Below are 25,006 nucleotides of genomic sequence, written 5' to 3'. Positions count from 1 at the left end.
ACCGCGAAAGGGCAGGCATGAGTCGCCGGTGACGGGGGAAGCGGCGGCACGCAGCGTACGCCTCACGGCGTACCGAAGGGAGTGCCCATGACCGCGTCCAGCGAGCCGGCCCCCGGGGCCGGCGTTCCGACCCGTGCCGGCCGGACCCGAACCGGCGGGGCGGCCAAGACCAGCGCGGCCGCCGCCTTCGCGCTCGTGTTCGGCGTGGCCGCGCTGTTCAGCGTGCTCACCGCCATCCTCGCCTGGATCGGCGTGGTGCTGGCCATCGTCGGCATCATCCTGGGCGTCGTCGGGCTCAAGATGGCCGCGCGACCAGGGGTGACCGGTCGTGGTGTGGCGATCGGCGGGCTGGTGCTCAGTGTGATCGCCCTGCTGGTCGGGCTAGCGCTCGGCGCGGGCCTCACGACGTTCCTCAACAACGAGGGCGCGGTGGACCGGCTCCAGCAGCAGGTCGACGACCTGCGCGAACGACTCGACCGTTAGGTGTCCCGCCCTCGCCCACCACCTCGCCGGGCAGCACGGACGGCACTCCCAGCGGCTACGGAAACCGACGAGAGAGGAGTGTTCGATGCCGAGCACCACCAGGCCCATGCTGGAGACGTACCCGAAGTCGATCAACCTGGATCGGGCGAAGCTGGCAGCGGCGGTCGATGCCCTCAACGACTGCGCCCAGGCCTGCACCGCCTGCGCGGACGCCTGCCTCAGCGAGGACATGGTCGCCGAGCTGACGAAGTGCATCCGGACGAACCTGGACTGCGCCGACATCTGCGCCACAACCGCCCGGGTGCTGTCCCGGCACACCGGCTACGACGCCACCATCAGCCGCACGCTGCTGGAGGCGTGCGCGACGGCCTGCCGATCGTGCGGCGACGAGTGCGCGGCGCACGCCGACAAGCACGAGCATTGCCGGATCTGCGCGGACGCATGCCGCGCCTGTGAGCAGGCCTGCCGGGACCTGCTGGCAACGATCAGCTGAGGACGGCACGGGCCGCCGGCACGGGGAGGGTGCCGACGACCTCAGGCGCAACATCACCGCTCGGCGTCCTGTCTGGCCCTCCCCGTGCCCAACCGGCGGCGGCTCCGTCCGGATTCCGGCAGACGCTCGTCTCCAGCGACTGCCCTAGAAGCACGGCCCTTGGTCCGGAGCGAAAGCGGACAGATGCCCGCAGGACGTCTAGCGCAGCCCGGGCACGGCCACGAACCGGCGTGCGGCGGCCGCCGGGACCGGCGTCCCCGGTCCGGTCCGGCGCGCGAGGTGCTGGCGCAGGGCGGCGAGGGCGAGGGCGTCGAAGCGTACCCGCCCGTCGACCGGCGGCTCCTCCACCGCCAGTTCCCGCAACAGCAGCCGGGCGGGGGCACCGGCCTCCGGCTCCTGCACCTGGAGCACGGTGAACGCCGTACCGGGAAGGAAGAGGACACGGGCCGGTACGCCGTCGCCCGGCTCGAACGCCGCCGTACGCCGCGCGGTGGCCGACCAGACCAGCACCTCGACTGTGCCCGGCAGGTCGGCGGGCGGCTCGGCGAGCGCGTTGGTGAACCCCCAGTCGGTGAGCACCCGGCGCTGCGCGATCCGGCGCAGGTCCGCAGTGGTCAGCTCGGCGGCTGCGTACGCGACGCCACGGTGCGCCGGTAGCCGGCGTACGCCCGCGGACACGCACCTGGCGAACGGCACGTGACCGCCCGGCTCGGCGGACCGCAGCGCCTGGTCGAGGCCGTCGCCCGCGGCGGAGAGGTAGAGGCGGACCGCTGTGGCGTACTCAGTCGCGTCGGCGCCGCCGCCGAGCCCCGGATGCGCGGCGAGCACGCCCGCCACGTCGGCGGCCACGGCGGCGATCTCCCGGCGGAACGCGCGCCGGAACCAGGTGCGCTCCTCGTCCAGGTCGGGCCCCGGGCGTACGCCCCGCGCGTCGTCGGCCGGGGTGCGCTGGAAGCGGACGGGCGCCGGTGCGGGGCGGTGCACCGGCAGTGTCATCGTCGGGCTGGTCGCCCAGCCCGCGCCGCCGCCGAGCACCGGCCCGGCCGGCCCGGCCACGTCGGGCACCGCCACGTGCGGACCGGCAGTGCCCGACCCGGCCACCCGAGGCCCGGCGTCGTCCGGCAGGGCCTCGTCCGGCCCTGCCCCGTGGAGCCGGGCCACGTCCGGCCCGGCGCCGTGCAGCCCGTCCGTGTCCGACCCGGCCCCGTGGAGCCGCGCCCCGTTCAGTCCGGCCCCGTCCGGCCCGGCCCCGTCCGGCCCGGCCCCGTTCAGCCCGGCCCCGTTCGGCCCGGCGGCGTTCAGCCCGGCCCCGTTCGGCCCGGCGCCGTTCAGCCCGGCGCCGTTCAGCCCGGCCCGGATCGGCCCGGCCCCGTTCAGCCCGGCCTCGTCCGGCGAGGCGGTGGAGCCGGCGCTCGCGAGAGCGGCGCCGACGTCGGCCGCCTCGTCCGTCGCCGGCGCGGCCGGGCCGGCCACGGCGACCGGCACGGCCTCCGGGACGGGCGCCGGCACCGACGGCGCGGGAAGCAGGTCGGCGGCGTGAGCGGTCGCGTGCCGGTACGTACCGGCCTCGATCCCGCGCGCCGATAGCCCCGGGCGTCCCGGCGCCACGAGCGAGGACGGCTGCACCGCCGCGCGCCTGCGGGTCGCCGGGTCCAGCCGTGCCGCCAGGTCACCGGCCAGCTCGCGGTGGCGGTCGGCCACGGCCGATGCCGGATCGTCCACGACCAGCCGGACGCGGTCCGGGTCCATCGGGACCGCGCGGATCCGGTCGGCGTGCCGGGGCGGCTCCGGGGCGCGCAGCCAGAGGCCGGACGGGATCACCTCGACCACCGCGTCGTGGGCGTACTGGTAGACGCGAGGGCCGACCGGCTCGCCGAGTTCCGGCGGCGCGCGGTGACGCAGGATCCGCGGCGTCACCGCCTTCGCCCCGAGCGTCTCCCGGGGACGGTAGGCCAGTTCCTCGGCGAAGACCTGCCAGCCGGGCCGCCCGTCGGCGTCGACTGTGAACATGGCCGGGCCGCCGGGCCGGCCGCTGGGCACGCCGGTGAAGACGCGCACCGGGCAGCGCAGCAGGTCGGCCAGCGCCTGCCCGAACTGCTCGCCGTCGGGCAGCGCGACCGGGCCGTACTGGACGAAGCGGGCGTGCTCGCGGCCCTCGGGCGCCAGGCCGCGCCAGAACCGGGCGATGTCGTCGAGACGCAGCGGCGCCGTCCCGGGGCAGCCCACCAGGACCGGCATCGCGTCCGGCAGGCACGGCATCGTCGAGGTGAGGTGGCTTCCGTGTACGGCGACGGCCGCCTCGTCGCGGCTCTCCCGGAGCCAGACGCCGCCGGGCAGCGGTTCGGCGGCGCAGGTCGAGCTGATCGTCAGGTGGTCCACGGCGGCGCCGTCCCAGGCCGGTACGGGATAGCGCTTCGACTGCCAGACCGGCGTGTGGCCGCGCCGGTAGCAGACCCAGCCGCCGAGATCCTCGGCGTGCACGAAGAGCAGCCCCGCCGCGCCCGGGATCATCCGTCCGAACGGGGCGATCACCGGCCGGCCGAGCCGGTCGGAGAGCCACTGGCCGGCGAGCGCCCCGGTCTCCGGGCGGGCGCCGCAGACCACCAGCCGGATGCCCCGGCGCAGGCGCTGCCGGCGCAGCTCGGTCGCGACCGTGTCCCAGATGTCGAACGGCAGCTCGTGTTGCAGGTCCAGGATCACGATGTCGTTGTCGGGATCCCGGTCCACCGACAGCGCGACCGTACGGGCCTCCGTGCTGATCCGCTCGCTGACGTGCAGCACCAGGGCGTTGCCGACGGTGTGGCGCGTGATCACCTCAGATCATGCCGGAGCGCAGGGCGTAGGCCACCGCGTGCGAGCGGTTGCGCAGCTTCAGCCGGTGGTTGAGGCCGTAGATCACGTTCTTCACGGTGCGTTCGGAGTAGCGCAGCTCGTCGGCGATCTCGTTGGTGTCGAAGCCCTCGGCCATCAGCCGCAACACGTCGATCTCGCGCGCGGTCAGGCCGGAGGCGTTGAGCCCGTTCGGGTTGAGCACGTCGCGCTGCAGCCGCTCGATGTGCTTGAGCAGCTCGCCCACCAGGTTCGGGGGCAGCACGCCGCCGCCGGAGGCGGCCGCCCGGACGCTGTGCACGAGGCGTTCGGCGGTGACCGTCGCGCGCGGCAGGACCGCCACGACCCGGCACTCCACTGCGGTCAGCAGTTCCTGCTCGCTGACCTCCGTGGTGACCAGGACGACCGGCGCGCCGATCTCGGTCGCCGCGAGGCGCAGCATGGCGATCACGTCGGTGGTGAGCCGCTCCGCCGCGACGACCAGGACCTGCGCCCGCGTCCGGTCCGCGCTGTCCAGCAGCGTGATGTCGGAGCGCGACCTGAGGTGGGCGGTCAGGCCGGTGTGGGTCAGCGGGTCGGGCGCGTGCACAAAGACGGCAACTTGCTCCACAGCCATCTCCATCACTGTCAGTAGGGGCTGACAGTCTCATGGAGAGCCCTTCAGGAAATCTCCACACTCTCCTTCCCAATGGCACCGAACCGTGAAGATCCGAACGAAAGCCCTGGTCAGACTTTTTTCAGTCAGTGAAGATTGATTTCTACAGGACCCATCTTCTCCGTGGCGAGCTTGCCGGCGTTCGCGGCGGCGGCCTGGATCGCCTCCATGATCGCCGTCTGCAGCGACGCTGCGTCACGCTGCTCGTAGACCCGGGGGTCGACCCGGACGGCCTGGACCTTGCCCAGGCCGCTGGCCATGACCACCACAGTGGCGTCCTGCGAGCGGCCGGTGACGATCGCCCGCTCCAGCTCCGACTGCGCGTTGCGCATCTGGTCCTCCAGGCGCTGCGCGTTCTCCATGAACTCCTGGAACGAGGGTGGGATCGGCTTGGACTCGGGCTGCATGCCGGGCCTTTCTGTGCGGGACGGGGAATGGTCAGCCGACGGCGGCCAGGCCGCCGAGCCGCTCGCCGACCGCCGGGCCGGGCGCGGCCAGGTCGGCGAGCGCGAGGGTACGGGAGCCGGTGCGCCGGGTCAGCGCCAGCGAGAACTGGTGGGCGGCGTGGACGGTGCGCTCGGGCAACCGGCCGGCCATCTGGGTCAGCGCGGCCCGGACGTCGTCCGGCACCTCGTGGCCCCGCCGCACCAGGTGCCGCAGCACGATCGTGGCCAGCTCGTCGGTGCTGAACTCGGGTACCGACCACTGCTGGCCGAACACCTCGTTCACCGCCGGCACCGCCGCCCGCAGGCTCGCCAGGGCCGCCTCCTCGCCGGTCAGCACCACCACCGGGTCACCGAGCCGGGAGCGCATCCGGCCGACGAGCGCCTCGGCGATCTCCGGCGCCACGCCCGAGGAGTCGTCGACGTAGTCGAGCTGGAGCACGCCGCCGGCCGCGTCGTCGAGGACCGCGTCCACCAGGCTCCCGGCCTGGCCGGGCCACTGCGGCGCCAGCTCCCGGCTCGTGCTCACCCGCACCAGATGGCCGACCGGCACCAGGCTCAGCTCCGACAGGCAGGCCGCGTACAGCCGGGCGTACTCGCTGCGGCCGCTGCCGACCCGGCCGGCGAGGAGCACGTTGCCGGTGCGGCCGGGGCCGCGCCGGCGGTTGCGACCCTCGCAGAGCTGCAACAGCGTCTGCCCGGCCGCCTCCTTCACCCGCTGGCCGCCGACGAGGCCGCCGATCCGCTTCCAGCTGCGGGCCGCGTTTATCGCGCCGGTCGGGTCGGTCGCCGCGTCGGGTTGCTCGGCCTGCTCGACCGGCAGGTCCTCCAGCAGTGCCAGCTCGGGCTCGACGTCGGCGGCGGTGAGCCGGTTGAGTTCGCTGTCCTTCGTGGGCGGCGTGGTGGCCAGGCGCGACGCCTGGTTGTTGATCAGCGCCTCGAACAGCTTGCGGGCCACCCGGCCGTTGCCGAACGTGGCGTTCTTCGGCACCCGGGTGAAGTACGCGGTGAGCGCCTCCACCGCGTCGTCGGTCAGCTCGTAGTAGTGCTTGCTGACCAGGTTCGAGGTGATGGTGACGAGTTCCTCGACGGAGTAGTTCGGGAACTCGATGGTGCGGGTGAAGCGGGACGCCATACCGGGGTTGGAGGCGAGGAACTGCTCCATCAGCTCGGAGTAGCCCGCGACGATCACCACCAGCTCGTCGCGGTGGTCCTCCATCATCTTCATCAGCGCGTCGATGGCCTCCTGGCCGAAGTCCGGCCCGGAGCCGCCCGAGCCACTGGACAGCGTGTACGCCTCGTCGATGAAGAGCACGCCGCCGAGCGCCTTGGTGACCAGCTCGGTGGTCTTGATCGCCGTGGAGCCGATGTACTGGCCCACCAGGTCGGCCCGCGCCGCCTCGACCATGTGGCCCTTGGACAGGATGCCCAGTTCCTTGAGCACCGAGCCGTAGAGGCGGGCCACAGTGGTCTTGCCGGTGCCGGGCGGGCCGGCGAAGACCAGGTGCCGGCTCATCGGCGGCATCGGCAGGCCCATCTGGAGCCGGACCTGCGACATCTTGATCAGGTTGATCAGCGCGGTGACCTCCTGCTTCACGCCGCGCAGACCGATCAGCCCGTTCAGCTCGCGGAGCGGCTCGCTCAGCTCGTCCGCGCCGCTCTCCGCCGCCGTACCCCCGTCGTCGGCGACCGGGACCGGCGCGGCGGCCGGCGGGCCGGCGGGCGCCGGGGCGGCCTGCGGGCGGCCCACAGTCATCGCCTCGATGGTCACCGTGGCGCCGGGGCAACGCCGGACGTCCTCGCCGCCGCTGTCGCGCACCACGCACCGGGCGAGCGACACCGGCTCCACCGTGTCGACGGCGATGCCGGCCGCGCCGCTGCCCAGCACCTCCCCGTCGCTGACCGACCCTCGGGAGCCCGCCTCGAAGACGATCCCGTCGGCCCGGGCGTCGCGCACCCGGATCTGTGTGACGGTCGCCGACCCGGTGACCCGCAGGCCGTCGCGGATCGCGCCGGCGATCTCGCTGTCCCCGAGCTGGAGCGTGCCCTCGGCCAGCACGCCCGAACCCCGGAGCAGGGCCGCGCGCAGCGTCAGGTCGGCGCCGGCGCCCACCCGGACGGCTGCCGCGCCGGTGCCGGTGAGGCGGGCCTCGTGCACGACGCCCCGCGCGGGCCCGGTCAGCGTGAGCGCTGCCGCCTCGCCCGCGTCCACCACGAGGTCGGTGCCCTCCAGCGAGGCGCTGTCCTGGACCAGCACCCCGCCGCCCGTGGTGATCTCGGCGCGCAGCCGCTGGAGCACGACAGCCGACTCACCGGCGAGCACGGCGACGTTGTCGCGCGTGCCCCGCACGGTCAGCCCGAGGAACCGGGGCGCGCCGCCGTTGACGGCGATGCCGACCGGCGCGTCCTGGACGGTGCAGTCGGTGAAGGTCGGCCGGCCGCCGCCGAGCACCTGGACGGCGGTGTGCCCGGCGCCGCCGAACGTGCAGTTGCGGAACGACGGCGACGCGCCCTCGGCGATGTGCGCCGACTGCACCGCGGCGCCGGTGAACGTCGAGTCGCTGATCTGCACGTCCGCCTCGCCCCGGACGAAGACGTCGACGTTGCCGCTGCCGGTGACGGACAGGCCGCGGATCCGGGCCCAGGCGCGCTGCTCGACCACCAGGGCGGGCTTGCCGGCCCCGGTGATCTCGCACTGCTCGATCGTGAGCCGCGCGTCGCCGCCGGCGCACACGCTGTTCGCGCCGGCCGTGCGCAGGCGGCAGCGGCGCAGCGTCAGGGCGCTCTGCTCCCCGGCCACCACGCTGCTCGTGGCGACGTCGTGGACGTCGGTGTCCTCGATCGTGCTCGACCCGGCCGACATCACCACCACGCCCGCGCCGGCCGAGCTGGTCACGTCGCAGCCGCGCAGCGCGACGGTGCCCTGCATGCGGGCCAGCAGCGTCACCCAGGAGGCGCCGCTGACCCGGCAGTCGTCGAGCGCCACCTCGCCCGCGTACACGTCGACCGCCGCCAGCGTGGTGTCGGCGCTGCTGAGCGTGATGCCGCGCAGCTGGGCGCCCTCGCCGCGCACGACGAGGACGCTGCCCTCCTCCACGTGCACCTCGACGGTGCCGGGCTGGGCCGCGCTGATCGTCACCCGGTCGCCGACGACGAGCTTCTCGACGTACCGGCCGGGGTGGACGTCGATCGTGGCGCCGGGCTCGGCCCGGGACAGCGCGGAGCCGATCGTCGGATAGGAACCCGGCTTCCGGTCGCCCACCACAAGAACCTGCCGACTCACCGCGTCATCCCTTCCGGTCCAGGCCGGGCAGCACCCGCAGGCGCCCGCGGGCCGCCGCGCCGACGCGCACCCGGGGCTCGGCCGTGGCCCAGCGGTCCACGCTGCGCCGCAGCGACGTGATCGCCAGCTCGTCCAGCGACACCCGGTTGGGGTCGACCCGGCCGGTGTCGTCGATCTCGTTGGCGCCGATCTCCCGCAGCAGGACCGCGCCGCGCTCACCCGCCGAGGGCCGGCGCAGGTCCAGCACCTTGAAGTTCGTACCGGGCAGGAACAGCACCCGGTCCTCGACGTGCTCGTCCCCCTCCGGCTCCAGCAGGCTGGTCCGCCGGGCGGTCATCGACCAGATCAGCACGTCGGTGTCGCCGTCCTCGGACGCGCACGGCTGGGTCAGCGCGTTGACGAAGCTCCAGTCGGTGACCAGCCGCCGGTCCTGGTAGAGCGCCCACTCCCCGGCGGTCGGGGACAACCGGTAGACGGTGGTGCCCCGGAAGGACGGCATCCGGGAGACTCCGGCGACCACGCAACGCGCGAACGGCACGTGCGGTCCCTTGCGACCCGACCGCAGCCCGGCGTCGACGCCCGGTCCGCGGCCGGTCAGGTAGAGCCGCAGCGCGACCGAGTCGGCCAGCACGTCCTCGGTGGACGCGCCGGAGCCCTGCATGCCCGGGTGCTCGGACATGATCCGGGACACCGAGCTGGCCATCACGTCGAACTCGCGGCTGAGCGTGCGGCGCAGCCAGGCGCGCTCATCGGCGAGCCCTTTCTTCTCCGACAGCAGCGCGCCCGCGCCGGCCGAGGGCACCGGCTGCACCCGCGCCTCGGCGGCCACCTCGGCCGGCTCGGCGTCCTGCGCCGGTTCGGCGTCCTGCGCCGGCTCGGCGGCGTTCGAGGGTTCGGCGGCACTCGACGGCTCGGCCTGTCCGGCGGGCTCGGCGGTCCGCGCGGGCGTGGCCAGGCGCGACGGACCGGCTCCGGCGGGCGGGGCGGGTGGCAGGTCGACCGCGACGACCGGCACCGACGGCAGAGCCGCGACCGGCGCCCCCGGCCCGGCCGCCACCGGTGTCGTCGAGAGCGCCTGACCGAAACCGGCGGGCATGGTGGGCGGCGCCGGCTCGCGGAACCCCGCCGGCACGGCGGGCGTGACCGGCTCACCGGCGGCGACCGGCGGCGTGGGCGCGGACACCACCACTGGCGCCACCGGCGGTGCCGTCGGCCGTGGCACAGCCGGTGGGGCCGGCAGCTCGGACGCGATCGGCACCGTCTTCGCCGTGGGCGGCTCGGACACCACCGGCGGGGGCGGTTCGGCCACGACCGGAGGCGCTGCCGGTACCGGCGCCGCCGGCGGATCCGGGAGCGCGGACACGATCGGCACCACGGGCGGAGCCGGCAACTCGACCCCGGGCGGCGCGACCGGGGACGGCGGCGGTGCGGGCGCGACCGGGAGCGGCACCGCGGGGGGTGCGGGCAGCGGCGGCGCGGAGGACGGCCGTGACGCGGGCGCCTGCTCCAGGTCGGCGGGGAGAGCCGGGACCGGGGCGGGCACGGCGACCACCACGCTGTCCGCGGCGGGCGGGGCGACCGGCGCGGGCGGAGCGACCTCCGCGTACGCGGGCACCGGCACTGTCGTGCCCACCGCGCGCGTCTCGGCTTCGAGGTCGATGACCACCTCGGCCCGGCTGGCCGGTTTCGCGCCGGGCACCAGCACCGACGCGGGCATCAGCGCGCGGCCCGCACCAGCCATGCCGTCGACCCGCGCGGCCAGGTCGAGCGCCAGTTCCCGCATCCGGTGGGCGGTGGAGTGCACGGTGTCGTCGAAGACGAGCGTGCCGCTGCGCGCGTCGAGCATCGCGGACCGGACCTGCTCGGCGTTCCTCGGCTCGGCCGTGGAACGTACCCAGAGACCGGTCTGCACCACCTCGACCACGGCGCCGGGGGCGAACCAGTAGACCCGGGGCGCTACCTCCTCGGCACCTGGAAGCGGCGGGCGGTGGCTGAGCACCGCAGGGCGGCGGGCGCGCGAGTTGGGGTGCGCCCGGGGCGAGTAGGACAGTTCGAGCGCGTACGGCGCCCAGCCGAATGCGCCGTCCGGCAGCACGGTACGGATCTCGTACCGGTGCGGGCTGCCGATCGGCACGCCGGTGTAGCAGGTGACCTCGGTGTTCAGCAGGTCGGCGAGCGCCTGGCCGAACGCCTCGCCCTCGGGGATCCGGACCTCGCCGAACTGCACGAAGCGCACCCGCTGCCGGTTCTCCTCGTCGAGCCCGCGCCAGAAGCGCACCACGTCGTCCAGCGACAGCGGCGGCGTGCCGGGGCAGCCCAGCAGCACGGTCATGGTCTCCGCCTGGCAGGGCACGTACGCGGTGAGCCGCTGCCGCTGCGGGTCGACCACCTGCGGGTCGCGGTTGCTGTGGATCCAGACCCCGGCGGGGATCGGCTCGATCTCCGCGGTGGCGCTGGACGGCCGGGTGTCGATCGCGGCCCGGTCCCATCGCGGCGTCGGGTAGCGCTTGGCGTCCCAGGCCGGCGGGCGGCCGGGCCGGAACCGCACCCAGCCGCTGCCCGGCGCGGAGTGGACGAACAGCGTCCCGGCCGAGCCGCGTACCAGGTCGCCGTCCGGGGCGATGACCGTGCGGTTGAGGCGTTCGGAGAGCCACTGACCGGCCATCGCCGCCGAGTTGCCGTGCCGGCCGCAGGCGATGAGCCGGATGCCGCGGCGGCGGCGCGGCAGCACCCCGGCCATGGCCTCCCACGCGCTGATCGGCATGCCGTCGCCGAGGTCGAGCACGACCACGTCGTTCTCCGCGTCCTCGATCACGGACAGCGCCAGCGACTGGGCCTCGGGACTGATGGCGTCCTCGGCGTGCACCACGAGGGCGTTGCCGACCGTGTGCTGGACGACGCCCCCGGGGCGGTCCTTGCCGCCGCCGAACAGGTCCCGGATCCGGGTTGCCATCGACCTACCCCACTTCTGCGGCCGCGAGGGCCCTCGTGCTCAGCGCCGGCCCCTGGGGCACCAGCGCGAGCAGCTGCCTCGGGAAGGGAACGCTCACGACCCGGTCGAGCTTCAGCGCCCGTACCGCGTCCTGGTCGCCGATCGGGTACGCCTTTCCGTCGTCCGCGATGTACGTGGGCAGGGGCTGCGCCACACCGGAGCCGACCGGCGCCGGGAGCACCGCCATGCCGCTGCCGGGCGCCAGGAGCACCGTCGTGCGGCCGTCGGGGCGGACGCCGGAGCGGGCCGGCGGGACGAGCACCGCGGTGCTGTCGAACCGCGTCCCGTCCACCGGGCTCTGCCGCAGGCACAGCGCGTACGGGCCGGGCTCCTGTGGGGTGAGGCCGGTCAGGTCGGGCAGCCGGGTGAGCAGGGACCGGTCGGCCGACATCCGCGCCGCGGCGAGTTCGGCGGCGCTCAGCTCCACCGGCTCCTTCCCGGAGGCGGCGGTGGCCAGCAGGAACTCGGTCCGGCTCAGTGGCGCGAGGCCGTCGCGGCGCAGCACCAGCAGTTGCTCCGCGCCGGTGTCGGGACGCTGGCGGAACAGCGTGCCGATCGGGTACGTGCGGTCGCCGACCCGGCCGGAGCGGCCCTCGCCGGGGACAGTGGCCGGCGCCAGGTCCGGTCCGTCGGGCAGGAAGTCGAGCCAGTCCCGCGGTGCGGGCACCTTGCGGGTGGTGGTGGCGCCGAGCGCGGCGAGCACTGCGGGGTCGGCGACGCGGTGCTTGCGGCCGGCGGTCACCAGGTAGGTCGGCCCGTCGGCGCGGCGGACGACGGCGAAGCGGTCGGCCGGCACCGGTACGGCCTCGGCACGCGGGTCGAGGTTGATGCCGAGCCGGTCGCCGGGTTCGTCGGCGACGGAGCCGGGCAGGCAGGCCAGCCACGGGCCGGCGACCATCGACCCGGTGGCGACCGACTGCGGGGCGCCGTCGATGCCGATCGACGGCCCGCGCGGAACGTCCTTGATCGACTCCTTGGAGATCAGCTTGACGGTCGCGCCGCCGCCCTGGATCAGCATGGCCGAGGTGAGGTTCGGCGTCGGGCGCAGCACGCCGTCGAGGTAGACGTACCGGTTGCCGCTCTCCTTCTCCACCAGGATCACGCCGCTCTTGGTGTACGCCTTGCTGCCGCCAGGGACGATCCAGCCGTAGACGGCGAACCCGGCCACGACCAGGACGCTGATGAGCACGCCGAAGGCCAGGCCGGTGACGGCGCGCTGCCCGGGTATCTCGGCTGTGGACGGGTCGCCCTGCACCAGGGCCGAACTCAACCGGCCCATCATGAACTGGTGGGCGTGGACGTGGTCGCGCTGGGTCTGCACGGCCGGCTACCCGAAGAGTCCGCGGGCCCAGGCGTAGAGCCCGAGCACCTGGGCGAGCACCGGCAGCACGGCCAGGCCGGTGGCGACGTCCAGGCCGCCGGCGGTGTACTCCCAGAACGGCAGCATGCGCCGCGGCCACGGCCGCAGCGCGGCCATCACCAGCGGCACCAGGAGGGCGACGAGCCCGCCGAGCAGGACGTACCGGCCGGTCGGGGCGAGCTTGTCGGAGAACATCAGGGCCACCATGAGGTAGCCGACGGTACCGGCCCCCACCAGGGCGACCCGCTGCCAGAACCCGAAGAAGGTACGCGAGCGCAACAGGATTGCACTCGATGTCACGAGCACGAGCGTCCACCCGGACCAGCCCGGCGCCCGCATGGTGTGGTGCATCAGCACCGGCAGGACCAGGGCGGACGCGGTCATGCAGGCGGTCAGGTAGGTGTCCGCCTCGTCGGCGCGCGACTTGACCAGGTCGGAGTCCTCCGGCTCGATGTCGTACGACATGTCGGCGCCGGTCTTCGGCAGCTGGGGCCCGCGCAGCCGGGCCAGTTTCACCGCCACCCGGGGCGCGATCACGATCAGCACCAGGATCACCGACACGGCCACGGCGGAGACCTCCGGCGCGGTGAGCGCGAAGCCGTCGCCGGCCAGCAGCACGAGCACCACCATCGCGGCGGTCAGCCCGGCGATCAGCAGTGGGGCGAACGGCATGACCGGCGTGACGGTGCGCTGGGCGATCAGCAGGAACGCGGTCACCGCGACGATCGCGACGGCGGCGGCTAGCCCGGCAGTGGCGTTCCAGGCCACGCCGTCCGGGTCGCCGTCGACGGCGCTGGACGCGGCGACCGCCGCGAAGAAGGCGGCGCCGCCGCCGAACAGCAACGGGAACGCGCCGTCGGTCTGCTGGCGGGCACTGACGATCGCCGCTGTGAACAGGCCGACCGCGAGCACGGCGCCGGCGACCACCTGGGGCAGCACCGGCCCCCGGTCCACGAGCACGGCGGCGATCAGGCCCATCGCCACCAGGGAGAGCAGAAGGAACAGCACCCGGCGGTACTCCGGCTGCCACCTGTCGGCCCGCCGGTTGACCACCGTGGCGACGCCCTCGGCCAGGTCGTCGAAGTCGAGTTCGGGCAGCGGGTCCTGCGCCGGGCGCAGGTGCAGTTCCTCGCCCTCCAGCCAGTCCAGGCTCTCCGGCGTGCCGGACAGCTCGAACGGCGCCTGCCCGAGGCGTTGCAGCACCCACGACTCGTCGGGCACCTCGCCGTCGGGCAACCGGGCCAGGTCGGTGGTGTGCCGCACCAGCAGCGGCATCAGGTTCGCCACCGGCATCCGGGCCGGCACGGCCAGGTCGGCCCGGCGCGCCGGCCCGATCACCGTGATCCGGCACAGTTGGTCGTTCAGCGCTGCGGTCACCAGCGAGCCTCTCTCATCGGGCCGTGTCCGACACGAAACCGGTCTGCATCAGGCGTACGCCGCGCCGGGTGACGAGCTGGGCGCGCCCGGGCGGCAGTTGGCGGGGCTTTGCCTCGCCGAGGAACTTGCCCTCCTCCTTGGGGTAGGAGAAGAGCGTCGCGGGCGTGCCCAGCTCCCACATCCGCCGGATCACCGGGTCCATCATGGCCCGCATCGCGCCGGAGGTGCTCCGCGCGACGATCACGTGCAGCCCGATGTAGGCGCCCTGGGCCAGCAACGGCAGGAGCGGGTCGAGCGTCGAGCCCATCCCGGTGCTCTTGGTCATCAGGTCGTAGTCGTCGACGATGACGAACAGCTCCGGCCCCTCCCACCAGTCGCGTTTGCGCATCCGCTCGGACGAGACGTCCGCCCCGGGCATCCGCCGGTTCATCGAGACCGACGCGTGGCCGGCCAGTTCGTGCATCTTGTCGCCGGTGAAGGCGAAGCCCACCTGGTACGCGGCGCCGATCGCGGTGTCCAGGTCGCGGCGCGAGTCGCCGAGCACGACCTTTGCCCGCTCCGGCGGGTAGTGCTGCTGGATGGACCGCAGGACGAGCCGCAGCAGGTTGGTCTTGCCGGTCTCGCTGTCGCCGAAGACCAGCATGTGCGGGGTGGCCATGAAGTCGTGCCACACCGGGGCGAGACGCTGCTCGTCCTGGCCGATGACGAACTTGAAGTCGGACGCGGGCGGCGGCAGTGTCTCGACCATCAGATGCGCGGGGAGCATGCGTACCGGCGGGGCGGCCGGGCCGGGCCAGAACGTGCCGATCTCCTCGACCACCGACTTGGTCGCCTCGGCCAGGTCGCCCACCTCGGAGCTGCCGTCCATCCGGGGCAGCGCGGCCAGGAAGTGCAGCGCGCCCGCGGTGAGGCCGCGGCCGACCTGGTTGGGCACCGTGGCCGCCTTGCGGGAGCCGTGCTCGGACTCCATCGCGTCGCCGAGCCGCAGCTCCAGCTTCGTGCCGAGCAGGTCCCGCATCCAGGTGCGCAGCTCCGACCAGCGGGTCGCGGTGACGATCACGTGCACGCCGAAGGACAGGCCACGCGAGGCCAGTTCCTGGAACTTCTGCTCCAATTCCTGGAAGTCCTGCTTCATCGTGTACCAGCCGTCGATGACCAGGAAGACATGTCCGAAGCCGTCCTCGATCACCCCCTCGGCGACCTTGGCCAGGTAGCTGGACATGGAGTCGAGGCCGTGCCGCGCGAACTCGGCCTCCCGCTTCTCCATGACCTGGAGGACCTCCTCGACCGTCCGGACGACGCGGTCGCGTTCCATCCGGGTCGCGATCGAGCCGACGTGCGGCAGGCCGGCGACCGAGGCGAGACCGCCACCGCCGAAGTCGAGGCCGTAGAACTGCACCTCGCGCGGCGTGTTCGCCAGCGACAGCGCCAGGATCAGGCTGCGCAGCAGCGTCGACTTGCCGCTCTGCGGTGCGCCCGCGATGCCGACGTGGCCGTCGGCGCCGTTCAGGTCGACCACCAGCAGCTCGCGCAGCTGCTCGGCGGGCCGGTCCACGACGCCGACCGGGACCCGCAGGCCGCCCTGGACGGCCGGGTCGGCGATTGTCATGCCGCGCACCGGGTCGGGCAGCACGCTCGGCATGAGCGAGTCCAGGCTGGGCGCACTGGACAGCGGGGGCAGCCAGACCTGCCGGGCCGGCGGACCCGAGCCGGCGAGCCGGTCCAGCAGCACCTCGACCAGGCTCGGCCCGTTCGCGTCGGCGGCGGGCTCCTCGACCTGCTCGGCCGGGCGCTCCGGCCCGGGGTCGTGGCGCACCGCGACCTGCCGGGTGGTGAACGGCACCACGTCCGCGGTCGGCTCGTCCCCGGCGTCCGCGACGCCGCCGCGGCGCCCACTTCCGGTGTACGCGCCGGAGACGTACGCCGCCTTGAAGCGCACCAGGTTCGTGGTGTCCACCTTCAGGTAGCCGTTGCCGGGCTCGGGCGGCAGCTCGTACGCGGCGCCCACGCCGATCACCGACCGCGACTCCATCGAGGAGAACGTGCGTAGCGCCAGCCGGTACGACAGGTGCCCCTCGACCCGGTTGATCCGCCCCTCGTCCAGGCGCTGGGAGGCGAGCAGCAGGTGCACGCCGAGCGACCGGCCGAGCCGGCCGATGGACACGAACAGGTCCATGAACTCGCTCTTGCTGGACAGCAGCTCGCTGAACTCGTCCACGATGATCAGCAGCACCGGGAAGGGCACGAGCTGGGCGCCGTTGCCGCGCGCCTTCTCGTAGTCGAACAGCGAGGCGTAGCCGCTGGCGCGCAGCATCTCCTGCCGCCGGGTCATCTCGCCGTTGAGCGCGTCCTGCATCCGGTCGACCAGCGGCAGCTCGTCGGCCAGGTTCGTGATCACCGCCGAGGTGTGCGGCAGCTTGTCCATGCCGAGGAACGTGGCGCCGCCCTTGAAGTCGACGAGCACCAGGTTGAGGATCTCCGAGCTGTGCGTCGCGGCCAGGCCGCAGACGAGGGTACGCAGCAGCTCCGACTTGCCCGAGCCGGTGGCGCCGATGAGCAGTCCGTGCGGTCCCATGCCGCCCTGCGCGGACTCCTTCAGGTCCAGCTCGATGACCTCGCCCTCCTCGGTGACGCCGATCGGCACCATGAGGCGGTTGCGCTGCGGCGTCCGCGTACGCCACAGGGCCTGCACGTCGAAGGTCATCGCGTCGCGGATGCCGAGCAGCGTGGTCAGCTCGAAGCTGGTGTCCAGCGGCTCGTCGGAGACCTCCAGCGTGCCGCTGGTCCGCTTCGGCGCGATGATCCGGGCGAGCGCCTCGCACTGGGTCTGGTCCAGCCCGTCACGCGTGGCCGTGCCGGTCGTCGCGCCGGCCGGGAACTCCACGACGTCGTCGGTGACAGTGAGCCGCAGCACCTTGGGGCCGCCGGGCATCGCGCCGGTCAGGTCGAGCAGCACCACGTTGCGGATACCCGCGCCGAGCAGGCGGGAGCTGTCCGGCAGGTCCACCAGATGCGCGACGATCACCAGGAACGGTTCGCTCGTGGTCGGTTTGACGGCCCGGTCGTGGTCGCCCCGGTCGGTGATCTCGGGGCCGAGCATGTCCATCAGCGCGTCGTGGCTGCCGGCGAACATCCGGACCGGGCCGGCCGCGTCGTACGCGGTGGGGTGCGCGTTGTGCGGCAGCCACTTGACCCACTCCCACGGGCCCCGGTGCACCTCGGCGGCGAGCACGGCGATCCGCAGCTCGTCCGGGGCGTGGAAGGTGGCGAGCTGCGCCACCATGGCGCGGGCCAGGTCGATCGCCGGGTCGATCGCGCCCTCGAACTCGACGCTGGTGAAGCTCGGCAGGCCGACGGAGGTGGGGATGCCGGACACCGTCCGGTACGCCTCGGAGAACCGCCGCAGCGAGATCGACGACAGCGGTTCGAGATCCTCGATCGGTTTGGTGGACGGCGGGTCGAACTTCAGCATCGCGGTCTGCCGGCCGAGACCGATGCGGACCCGGCCGAAGTCGTCGTGGCTGGGCCGGCGCTCCCACAGCCGGCTGCCCATCGCGATCGACCACAGCCAGCCCGGCTGCGGGTTGTTCCACAGCACGTGCCGGCGCTGCTGGTCGGCCGCCTCGCGGGCCTGCTTGCGCAACTGCCCGATGTAGCGGAGGAAGTCGCGCCGTTCGCCGCGCATCTTGCGCTTGCGCTCGGCGGCCGCGCGGCCGATCTGCATGACGCCCATGAGCAGCATGCCGCCGGCCATCGCGCCACCCATCACGTACATGATCGGGGTGCGGTTGTAGAGGCCGAACATGGCGAGCATCGCGCCCATGCCGAGGCCCATCGGCACGACCATCGCGAACGAGCGGAAGTCGAGCGGGGCCTCCTCCGCCATCAGCGGCGGCTCCTGAAGCTCGATCGAGCCTTCCGGCGCCTCCGGGCCCGGCGCGCGGGGCGGGCGCTTGACGGTGACCGTACTCATCCGATCGTCCCCGCGTCGGCGCCGTCGCCGCCCCAGACGGTGCGTTCCTGGCGCAGCAGTTTCACCGCGTAGCGGTCGTTTCGGTAGCGCTCGGCCACCTTGACGTCGTCGTCCTCCTCGGCCTGGCGCTTCTTCTCCTTCTTCGCCCGCTCCTCCTCGTCCCGGCGCCGTCGCTCCTGCTCCGCCCAGAACGCCTCGGCGCGGGCGGCCGCCGCCTTCTCCTCCTCGGCGAGCGACGCCGTGAACTCGGCGTCGCTGACGCCGGGCTCGCCGCACCCGCGCATCTTCTCCAGGTCGGCGCTGAAGAAGTCGAACCTGCCGTCCGCCGGCCGGGGCGCCTTCGCGGGCGCGACCCGCCGCCACACGGCGCGCGGGCGCTGCGGTGTCTCCGACATGGTCACCCTTCCCTGCCGTCGTCCGCTGACGGACCGGTCAGCCAGTCGGCGTCGCTGAGGTCGTCCCAGCCCGTCGTGTCGTCGGGGTCGTCGTCCGGACGGACCAGCGGCACGTGGTCGTCGGCCGCCGGCCGGGCACTGTCACCGCCCCAGACGGCGTCGTCCTCGCGCAGCCCGGCGGCGGGCTCCCGGCCGGCGCCGGGCTCGCGGTCGTCGTCGCGATCGGAGCGACGCCGGACCGTACCGGCCCGGGCCGGGTCGTCGGGGTCCGCGCCGGCCGCCGAACGGCCGGGCGCCTGCGGGCCGGCGACCCCGGCCACTGCGGCGGCGCCGGCCAGACCGAGCGCGCCGGGGACCACGACCGCCACCTCGCCCTCGGCCACGACGACGGCGACGCCGGCCTTCCGGTGCGTCCCCTCCGGACTGCCACCACCCGGCGGGGCCGGTTGGCTCGGCTGCGCGGGCTGGTTCGGCTGCGCGGGCTGGTTCGGCTGCGCGGGCGGGTTCGGTGCGGCTGCCTGGGCGGGTGGGTTCGCCACCGGGCCGGGCGGGGCGGGCAGGCCCGGCTGGGCGGGCACGCCCGGCACGCCCGGCGGACCGACGATCACCGGAGCCGCCACGACACCGCCGACCGCCGGCTCGGCCGGAGGCGACACCACCGCCGGAGGCGTCGCGACGGCTGGGGGCGGCACGACGGCCGCGGGCGGCTCGGCCCGCGGCGGCGGTTCCACCGCCGGGGACAGGTCGACCACAGTCGGCACCTCCACCGCCGTCGGCGGTGCGATCACCTCGGGTACGGGCGCGCCCGGCGACGTACCGCCGATGCCGGACCCGGGCGTTGCCGGAACCTCCGGCGCGGCCGGTTCCTCGACGGCGGCCTCCGGCACGCCCGGACCCGGGCCGACGGGCGGACCGTCCGGTCGCGGGGCGGGCACGCCGGCGACCGGTACGGAGCCGTCGGGACCCGCGCCGTCGCCCGCTGTGGCGTCGCCCGGCTCCGGCTGCGGGGCGGGCACGCCCGCGACCGGCGCGGAGCCGTCGAGTCCCGCGCCACCGGCCGCCGTGCCGCCGCCCGCCTCCGGCACGCCGTTCCCCGCTCCGGCCGGGGTCCAGTCGGCCGCGTCCGGGCGGATCAGGCCGGACGCGTCGGGCGCGGTCCGGGGCGTGGTCCCGGCGGGTGCGTTGCTGCCCGCCGGGCCGGCCATCGGCGGCACCACACCGGCCGCCGGCGGCGTCGCACCGGTGCTCGGCAGGGAGGGCGGCAGGGCCGGCTCCACCAGCCCGGCGCCGCCCGCGTCCGCGCCGGTGGGCGCCTGCGGTACGCCGGTGTCGGAGGCCGACGGTCGCCAGTCGTCGACATCGGCCTGGATCAGCCCGGAGGCGTCGGGTGCGTCCGGCACACCGGCGCCGGACGCGCCCGCACCGGCGCCCGGCGCACCCGGCGCTCCGGGCATCATCGGCATGGCGGGGCCGGCCGGCGCCGCCACCGGCGAGTCGACGCCGACGCCCGGAGCCACGGGCGGGGCGGCGGGGATCTGCGGACCGTCGACGCCGAGCCCGTCACCACCGGCCGGCGCACCGCCCGACCCGTCCGGTACGCCCGCGTCCACGCCCACCGGCCCCCAGGTCTCCGGATCGCCGCTGACGAGTCCCCGGGCGTCGGGCGACTCGGTCCCGCCGGGATTGTTCCCGCCACCGGCGGGCCCCGGCATGCCGGGCATGGGCGGCATGCCGGCGCCCAGCCCGGCGCCGCCGGACGAGGCGCCCGCCGGTGCACCGGGAATCTGCACGCCGTCGAACCCGGGTGACCGCCAGTCCGCCTCGTCGCCCTCCACCAGGCCCTTGGCGTCAGGCGCCTCGGGGACACCGGATCCGCCGCCGGCACCGGGAGCGCCCGCGCCGGGCATGCCCGGCATCATCGGCGACTGGAAGCCGCCGCCACCGGGCACGGCACCACCGGGGGCGGCCGGGATGTCCACACCGCCGACGGCGCCGGGGGCGAAGTCGTCGCTGTTGCCGAGCAGACCGTTCGCGTCCGGCTTCTCCGGCAGGCTCGGACCACCGCCCGCGCCGGGGCCGGCGCCGCCGGGTGAGCCGAAGCCGGGGATACCCGGAGCGGTGAAGCCGCCGCCCGGTCTGCCGATGCCGGCGCCTGTGCCGGCCCCGGGCTTCAGGCCGCCCACCTCACCCGGTCCGGAGAACGACGGCGGCTTGACCGAACCGGCGCCGCCCGCGCCGCCGCCGAGGTTGGCCGAGCCGGGCGGCTTGATGCCCGGCGGAACCACACCGGGGACGAACCCGCCCGGTACGCCGCTGCCGGGCAGACCGCCGCCCGGGAGGCCGCCCGGCCCGTTGATGCCGGGCGCGTCGAAGCCGCGCGCGTCGAAGCCGGGACCGTTGATGCCGGGCGCGTCGAAGCCGGGCAGCCCGCTGCCGGCGCCCCCGCCGCCGGGCGTGGGACCGCCGATCCCGCCGGGTCCGGAGAACGACGGCGGGGTGAAGGTCCCCGGTCCCTGGCCGGCGCCCGGTCCGCCGGTGCCGGGCCCACCGGCCAGGTTCGGCGGGGTGATCGTGGGCACCGTGATGTTCGGCGGCGCGTTCACCGGTGGAGTGGTCACGCCGGCGATGGAGGGCGTGGTGAACACCGGAGGGGGAACCGTCGACAGGGCCGAGAGGTTCGGCGTCGTGAGGTTCGGCGACGAGATCGGCGGGCCCGTCGGCACGCTGATGCTCGGCGTCGGCATGGTGACCCCTGACGTCCCCGCCCTGTCGGTGGTCATCCTGTACTTCTCGGCGACCGTGTGGACGACCTCGGACATCTGCTGTGCCATCGGTTTCTCGTACTCCGTGCCGCTGATCGGCACCGGGCCGCTGCCGCTTCCCACGCCGTTGTCCGAGGCGATCGTCGCCCAGGCGCGGTCCAGGTAGGCGATCGTCTGCTGGGCCCAGGACAGGTGGTTGGCGGCGTCGTAGAGCTGCGACGGCAGCGAGTTGCGGTTGGTCGAGGAGTTGATGCTGTTGGCCGCCGTGGTGGAGTCCGGGATTGCGCCGCCGGCCAGGTGCTCTGCCTGCTTGCCGAGCAGGTCGGCGTAGAAGTTCATCTTGTCGCGGAACCCGTTGGCCGCCGGCCCCTTCCACGCCTTGTCGTCGCCGACCATCGAGGTGACAGCGGTACGGATGGTCTGTTCGAGCCAGATCAGCAGGTCCTGGGTCGCCTGGAAGGCCTGCGCGGTCTCGACGACGGACCGGACGCTCACCAGCGTTTCGGCGTGGTCCCGCCCGGTCTCGGTGGTCAGCGCGGCGCCGCCGTTCACCGCGGCCTCGAGCTTCCGCCAGCCCCGGGTCTCCTTCGCCCAGGTCTGGTAGTCGTACAGGTCGCTGACGGGGACCACCTTGGGTGGGAAGGTGGCCGCCTCCTCCGCGGGGTCGTTCCACCCGTCGAGCTTGCTGTCACCGAGACCGTTGCCCATGCCCTGTCCCTCTTCGCGAGCGGCGAGACCTGTTCGCCCGCGTCAGTTTCCGTCGGTCTTGACGATCTTCTGGCCGTAGGTGCTCAGGTTGTCCAGGCCCTTGAAGGAGTCACCCATGATCTCGCCGAGCTTGTCGGTGGTCAGCGCGTTCAGCTCTTCGAGGTTCTCGTACTCCGCGGCCATCTTCAGCAGGGCGGCCTGCACCGCGAGCAGGGCGGTGTTCATGTTGACGAGCATGTCCTTCATGTCGCCCTTGACGCCGCCGTCCTGGGCCGTCGCCCCGACGATCGCCTGCCGCAGCACCTCGGCCCGGGCGAAGGCACCGGGACGCGGGTCGATCGCGCCCACCTGGTCGGCCGTGGTGAGCAGGATGTTCCCGGCACCGGTGACCTTGGCCAGCACCTCCTCGGCGAACCACTTCAGCGCGGCGGTGTTGACCGCCACGCCACCGGTCGAGGCGGTGTCACCCTTGAACGTCGGGTTGATCGCCGGCGGTTTGAAGCCCGAGCCGGTCGAGATCTCGTCGTCGATCCAGTCGGACTGGTCGGTGAACGCGGGCGGCTTCACGTTCGACGGGTCGGTGATGTTGTCCTTGTACGTCTTGACGAGGTTCTTCCAGCCGTCGGTGTCGAGGATGTTCTTGTCGTACCAGTCGCGGGCCTCGATCCACTCCGGATGCTCGGCGCGGACCTCGTCCTTCCACTTCTCGTAGTTCACGCCGGTGCGGTTGTTCTGGTTCTTGTTGTAGAAGGCCATCCAGGAGTCGTGCGCCGCCTGAACGGTGCCCTCCGGCTTCTTGAGGGCGGCGTCGCCCATGCCGTAGGCGTTCATCGCGCTGATGGCTTTGTCGTTGGGGTATCCCCAGTCAATGCGGGCCATGGAGCTCACTCCACTCGAGAGTCGACGGCGGAACGTTGGCACAGACCCCGGCGGCCCGGGTCGTCCAGCTCACCGGGCCGGGGACGGACGACGCGGGCCGCCGCACCGCGTCCGCGGCGGCCGTCCGGCGGGTCAGCCGCCCCGGACGTCGTTCCAGATCATGGCGTGACGCTGCTCGGTGGTGCCGTAGTTGTCCGAGATCTGCAGCAGCGTCATCCGGGCCTGCTCCAGATAGCCGACCATCGAGTCGGCGGCCTGGTTCCAGGCCAGCTTCGAGACCTTGTACTGCTCCTGGGCGGCACCGGTCCACTGCGCGAGGCTGGCCTCGACGGTGCGCTCCATCTCCTCCAGCGACGACTGGATCTGGCCGTTGATGCGGTTCATGTCGGTCAGCACGGCGTCTGCCTGCACGAAGTCGAAGGTGTAGTTGGACACGTCAGTCCTCTCGGGAGATCGGGGGTCGGGGTGCGGCTCAGATACCGGGCAGGGCCGCGCCGAAGGAGTTGGCCACGCTCGACGCCTCGTCCTCGGCCGTCTGGTAGCCCTTGGTGGTCACGCCCATGACCTCGAGCATGTTCAGCAGCTCGTTGATCACCCGCTGGAACGCGTTCTCCCAGTTGTCCATGGCCTGGTTGAAGCCCTGGGACGCCTGGCCGGTCCAGGAGGAGATCAGGATGGCCATCTGCCCGTTGACCGCGCGCAGCTGGCCGGTGAAGGCGGTGGCCTTGTCGGAGAACTCCTGGGCAGCCCGCTGCATACCCTCTTCGGTGGTGCTGACGGTCGGCATCGTCACGGCCGGACTCCTCAAGTCAGGGAAAGGTGGCAGGGAAGAGTGTTGATGCGCGGTCGTGTCCCGCGGAAACCCGGTCGCGCCACCATGTCCGAACGTCACCCAACATTGCCCGGCAGCGCCCCCGGAACGGGCGGCGACGGCCGACAGCCCGGGAAGAGTGGTTGCACTTTCATGCACTGATCCCCGGCCGGAGTTCCGGCGCGACCGCGGCGGCGTCTTCACTGGACCGCGACGTCGAGGGAGTGGTCCGTCGTGAACTACAGCGAGCGCATCGAAGGCCTGTTCCAGGAGTACGAACGGCAGCGCAACAGCCTCGCCGAGATGCAGGCCCGGATGAGCGCGCTCTCGGCCACCGCGACGTCACCGCGGCGCGAGGTGAGCGTCACCGTCGGCCAGAACGGCGTGCTGACCGACATCCAGTTCCCCTCCGGCGCCCACAAGCGGCTCACCACCGCCGACCTGACCCGGCTCATCCTGGAGACCTACGCCGATGCCAAGGAACAGGTCATGAACCAGGCGGCCGACGTGCTGGCGCCGATGCTGCCGGACGGTCTCGACGCCCACAAGCTGGTCCGGGGCCAGGCCGGGGCGGACGCGTTCCTGCCCAAGGAACCCCGCATGGTGACGAGCGTGCGGGAACTCCTGACCCGGGGGCCCGAATGATCAGCAACAACCCCGGCGGCCGGCTGTGGGTCGACCCGGACGGCGTCGAAGGGCTCGGCAAGGCGTACGAGTCGCACGTGCAGCTCTACGAGTCCTACCTGTCCCAGCTGACCGCCCTGCGGGCCCGGTACGCCAACGCCTGGGGCGACGACGACATGGGCGAGCAGTTCTCGACCAAGTTCCTCGAGGGCCTGGACAACCTCGAAGCGATCATCGGCGGTGTCAAGGGCACCCTGCGCTACACCGCCCAGGGCCTCACGGAGAGCGGCCGGGCGTACCGGGAGGCCGACGAGGCGGCCCTGGACGTCAGCCGGAAGATGGCAAAGGACTTCGACGGCCTGGACGGCCCCACGTACGCGACGCGGGCGGCCCTCGCGGGCCCGGTGCTGGAGCCCGCCGCGGAGGGTGAGCCACGCCGGCCCCATCTGCGGTCCCGCCGCCTCGCGCTCAGCGAGCCGGCCGGTGAGCCGGTCACCGAACAGGCCCGGCTCCTCCCGCAGCAGCAGGGCACTCCGCTGCTGCCGATGCAGCCCGCCGAGCCGCTGATCCCGTTCACCGCCGCCCTGCCGGCCATCTCGTCCTACTTCGTGCAGCCGGAGTACGCGACCGCGCACGTCGGCGGCCGGCCGCTGCCCGAGGAGTACCGGCTGATCGCGCTCAACCCGTTCGAGGACGGCAGCGCCCGGGTGGACGCGAACCTCTACGACTCGATCACCCCGCTGACCGGCACGCCCGTCACCACTCCGGACGGCAGGACGATCGATCCCGGACAGGGCCGGTTCTTCGTCGTCAAGGAGAACCCGACAGTCGACCCCACCGCGCCCGACTACCAGCCGCTGTACCTGAGCTACGCGCCGGACGGCACGCCCACCCCGATCATCCCCGGCGCCTGAGCCACCCAGCCGCGCCCCGGTAGGA

Annotated in this window: 17 protein-coding genes; 4 read left to right on the top strand and 13 right to left on the bottom strand. The window is 73.7% G+C overall.

Going from position 1 to position 25,006, the window contains the following annotated elements; translation table 11 throughout:
* Positions 1–87: 87 nt before the first annotated feature.
* Together Q3W68_RS22515 and Q3W68_RS22510 are read left to right on the top strand one after the other, a co-directional pair.
* Entirely contained in the window at positions 88–483 is a 396-nt protein-coding gene (locus Q3W68_RS22515) for a DUF4190 domain-containing protein (protein ID WP_302907332.1), read from the top strand.
* An 85-nt stretch (positions 484–568) separates the two neighbouring features.
* Positions 569–976: a four-helix bundle copper-binding protein gene (locus Q3W68_RS22510; protein WP_302907331.1), complete on the top strand. Its 408-nt coding sequence runs from the start codon at positions 569–571 to the stop codon at positions 974–976.
* Positions 977–1,174: 198 nt separating this feature from the next.
* Here Q3W68_RS22510 and Q3W68_RS22505 read toward each other — a convergent pair whose 3' ends face one another.
* From Q3W68_RS22505 to Q3W68_RS22445, 13 genes are all read right to left on the bottom strand, one after another.
* The gene (locus tag Q3W68_RS22505; RefSeq protein ID WP_302907330.1) at positions 1,175–3,790 is read right to left on the bottom strand and encodes a hypothetical protein; all 2,616 of its coding nucleotides are present in this window, start codon (positions 3,788–3,790) and stop codon (positions 1,175–1,177) included.
* 1 nt (position 3,791) lies between these two features.
* Positions 3,792–4,427, bottom strand: a complete 636-nt coding sequence (locus Q3W68_RS22500; RefSeq protein WP_302907329.1) for a response regulator transcription factor — start codon at positions 4,425–4,427, stop codon at positions 3,792–3,794.
* A gap of 119 nt (positions 4,428–4,546) precedes the next feature.
* Positions 4,547–4,867: a YbaB/EbfC family nucleoid-associated protein gene (locus Q3W68_RS22495; protein ID WP_302907328.1), complete on the bottom strand. Its 321-nt coding sequence runs from the start codon at positions 4,865–4,867 to the stop codon at positions 4,547–4,549.
* Between the two features lie 31 nt (positions 4,868–4,898).
* Complete coding sequence (locus Q3W68_RS22490) at positions 4,899–8,186, bottom strand: right-handed parallel beta-helix repeat-containing protein (RefSeq protein ID WP_302907327.1); 3,288 nt, start codon at positions 8,184–8,186, stop codon at positions 4,899–4,901.
* Between the two features lie 4 nt (positions 8,187–8,190).
* Complete coding sequence (locus tag Q3W68_RS22485; RefSeq protein WP_302907326.1) at positions 8,191–11,139, bottom strand: hypothetical protein; 2,949 nt, start codon at positions 11,137–11,139, stop codon at positions 8,191–8,193.
* A gap of 4 nt (positions 11,140–11,143) precedes the next feature.
* On the bottom strand, positions 11,144–12,499 hold the full coding sequence (gene eccB, locus Q3W68_RS22480) for a type VII secretion protein EccB (RefSeq protein WP_302907325.1): 1,356 nt from the start codon (positions 12,497–12,499) through the stop codon (positions 11,144–11,146).
* Between the two features lie 6 nt (positions 12,500–12,505).
* Positions 12,506–13,915 carry a type VII secretion integral membrane protein EccD gene (eccD, locus tag Q3W68_RS22475; RefSeq protein WP_302907324.1) on the bottom strand — a complete coding sequence of 470 codons (1,410 nt, stop codon included), beginning with the start codon at positions 13,913–13,915 and terminating at the stop codon, positions 12,506–12,508.
* 13 nt (positions 13,916–13,928) lie between these two features.
* Positions 13,929–17,888: a type VII secretion protein EccCa gene (gene eccCa, locus Q3W68_RS22470; RefSeq protein WP_302907323.1), complete on the bottom strand. Its 3,960-nt coding sequence runs from the start codon at positions 17,886–17,888 to the stop codon at positions 13,929–13,931.
* Positions 17,885–18,283 (bottom strand): hypothetical protein, encoded by a 399-nt coding sequence (locus tag Q3W68_RS22465; RefSeq protein ID WP_302907322.1) that lies wholly within the window; start codon positions 18,281–18,283, stop codon positions 17,885–17,887. Before Q3W68_RS22465 ends, eccCa begins: the two co-directional genes overlap by 4 nt.
* Positions 18,284–18,285: 2 nt before the next feature.
* The gene (locus tag Q3W68_RS22460; RefSeq protein WP_302907321.1) at positions 18,286–21,753 is read right to left on the bottom strand and encodes a hypothetical protein; all 3,468 of its coding nucleotides are present in this window, start codon (positions 21,751–21,753) and stop codon (positions 18,286–18,288) included.
* A gap of 42 nt (positions 21,754–21,795) precedes the next feature.
* Positions 21,796–22,632, bottom strand: coding sequence for a hypothetical protein (locus Q3W68_RS22455; RefSeq protein WP_302907320.1), 837 nt, complete (start codon positions 22,630–22,632; stop codon positions 21,796–21,798).
* 132 nt (positions 22,633–22,764) lie between these two features.
* Positions 22,765–23,067, bottom strand: coding sequence for a WXG100 family type VII secretion target (locus tag Q3W68_RS22450; RefSeq protein ID WP_013286988.1), 303 nt, complete (start codon positions 23,065–23,067; stop codon positions 22,765–22,767).
* A 37-nt stretch (positions 23,068–23,104) separates the two neighbouring features.
* Complete coding sequence (locus Q3W68_RS22445) at positions 23,105–23,425, bottom strand: WXG100 family type VII secretion target (protein WP_013286989.1); 321 nt, start codon at positions 23,423–23,425, stop codon at positions 23,105–23,107.
* A 252-nt stretch (positions 23,426–23,677) separates the two neighbouring features.
* Here Q3W68_RS22445 and Q3W68_RS22440 point away from each other — a divergent pair, with 252 nt between their 5' ends.
* Positions 23,678–24,088, top strand: a complete 411-nt coding sequence (locus tag Q3W68_RS22440) for a YbaB/EbfC family nucleoid-associated protein (RefSeq protein WP_302907319.1) — start codon at positions 23,678–23,680, stop codon at positions 24,086–24,088.
* Entirely contained in the window at positions 24,085–24,981 is an 897-nt protein-coding gene (locus Q3W68_RS22435) for a WXG100 family type VII secretion target (protein WP_302907318.1), read from the top strand. The genes Q3W68_RS22440 and Q3W68_RS22435 overlap by 4 nt, the downstream gene beginning before the upstream one ends.
* Positions 24,982–25,006: the final 25 nt, after the last annotated feature.

It is taken from the genome of Micromonospora sp. C28ISP2-4, from assembly GCF_030519385.1.
Taxonomy (GTDB): Bacteria; Actinomycetota; Actinomycetes; order Mycobacteriales; family Micromonosporaceae; genus Micromonospora; species Micromonospora tulbaghiae.
The sequence above is the reverse complement of the archived record's forward strand: the minus strand, read 5'-3'. Positions and strand labels throughout refer to the sequence as shown.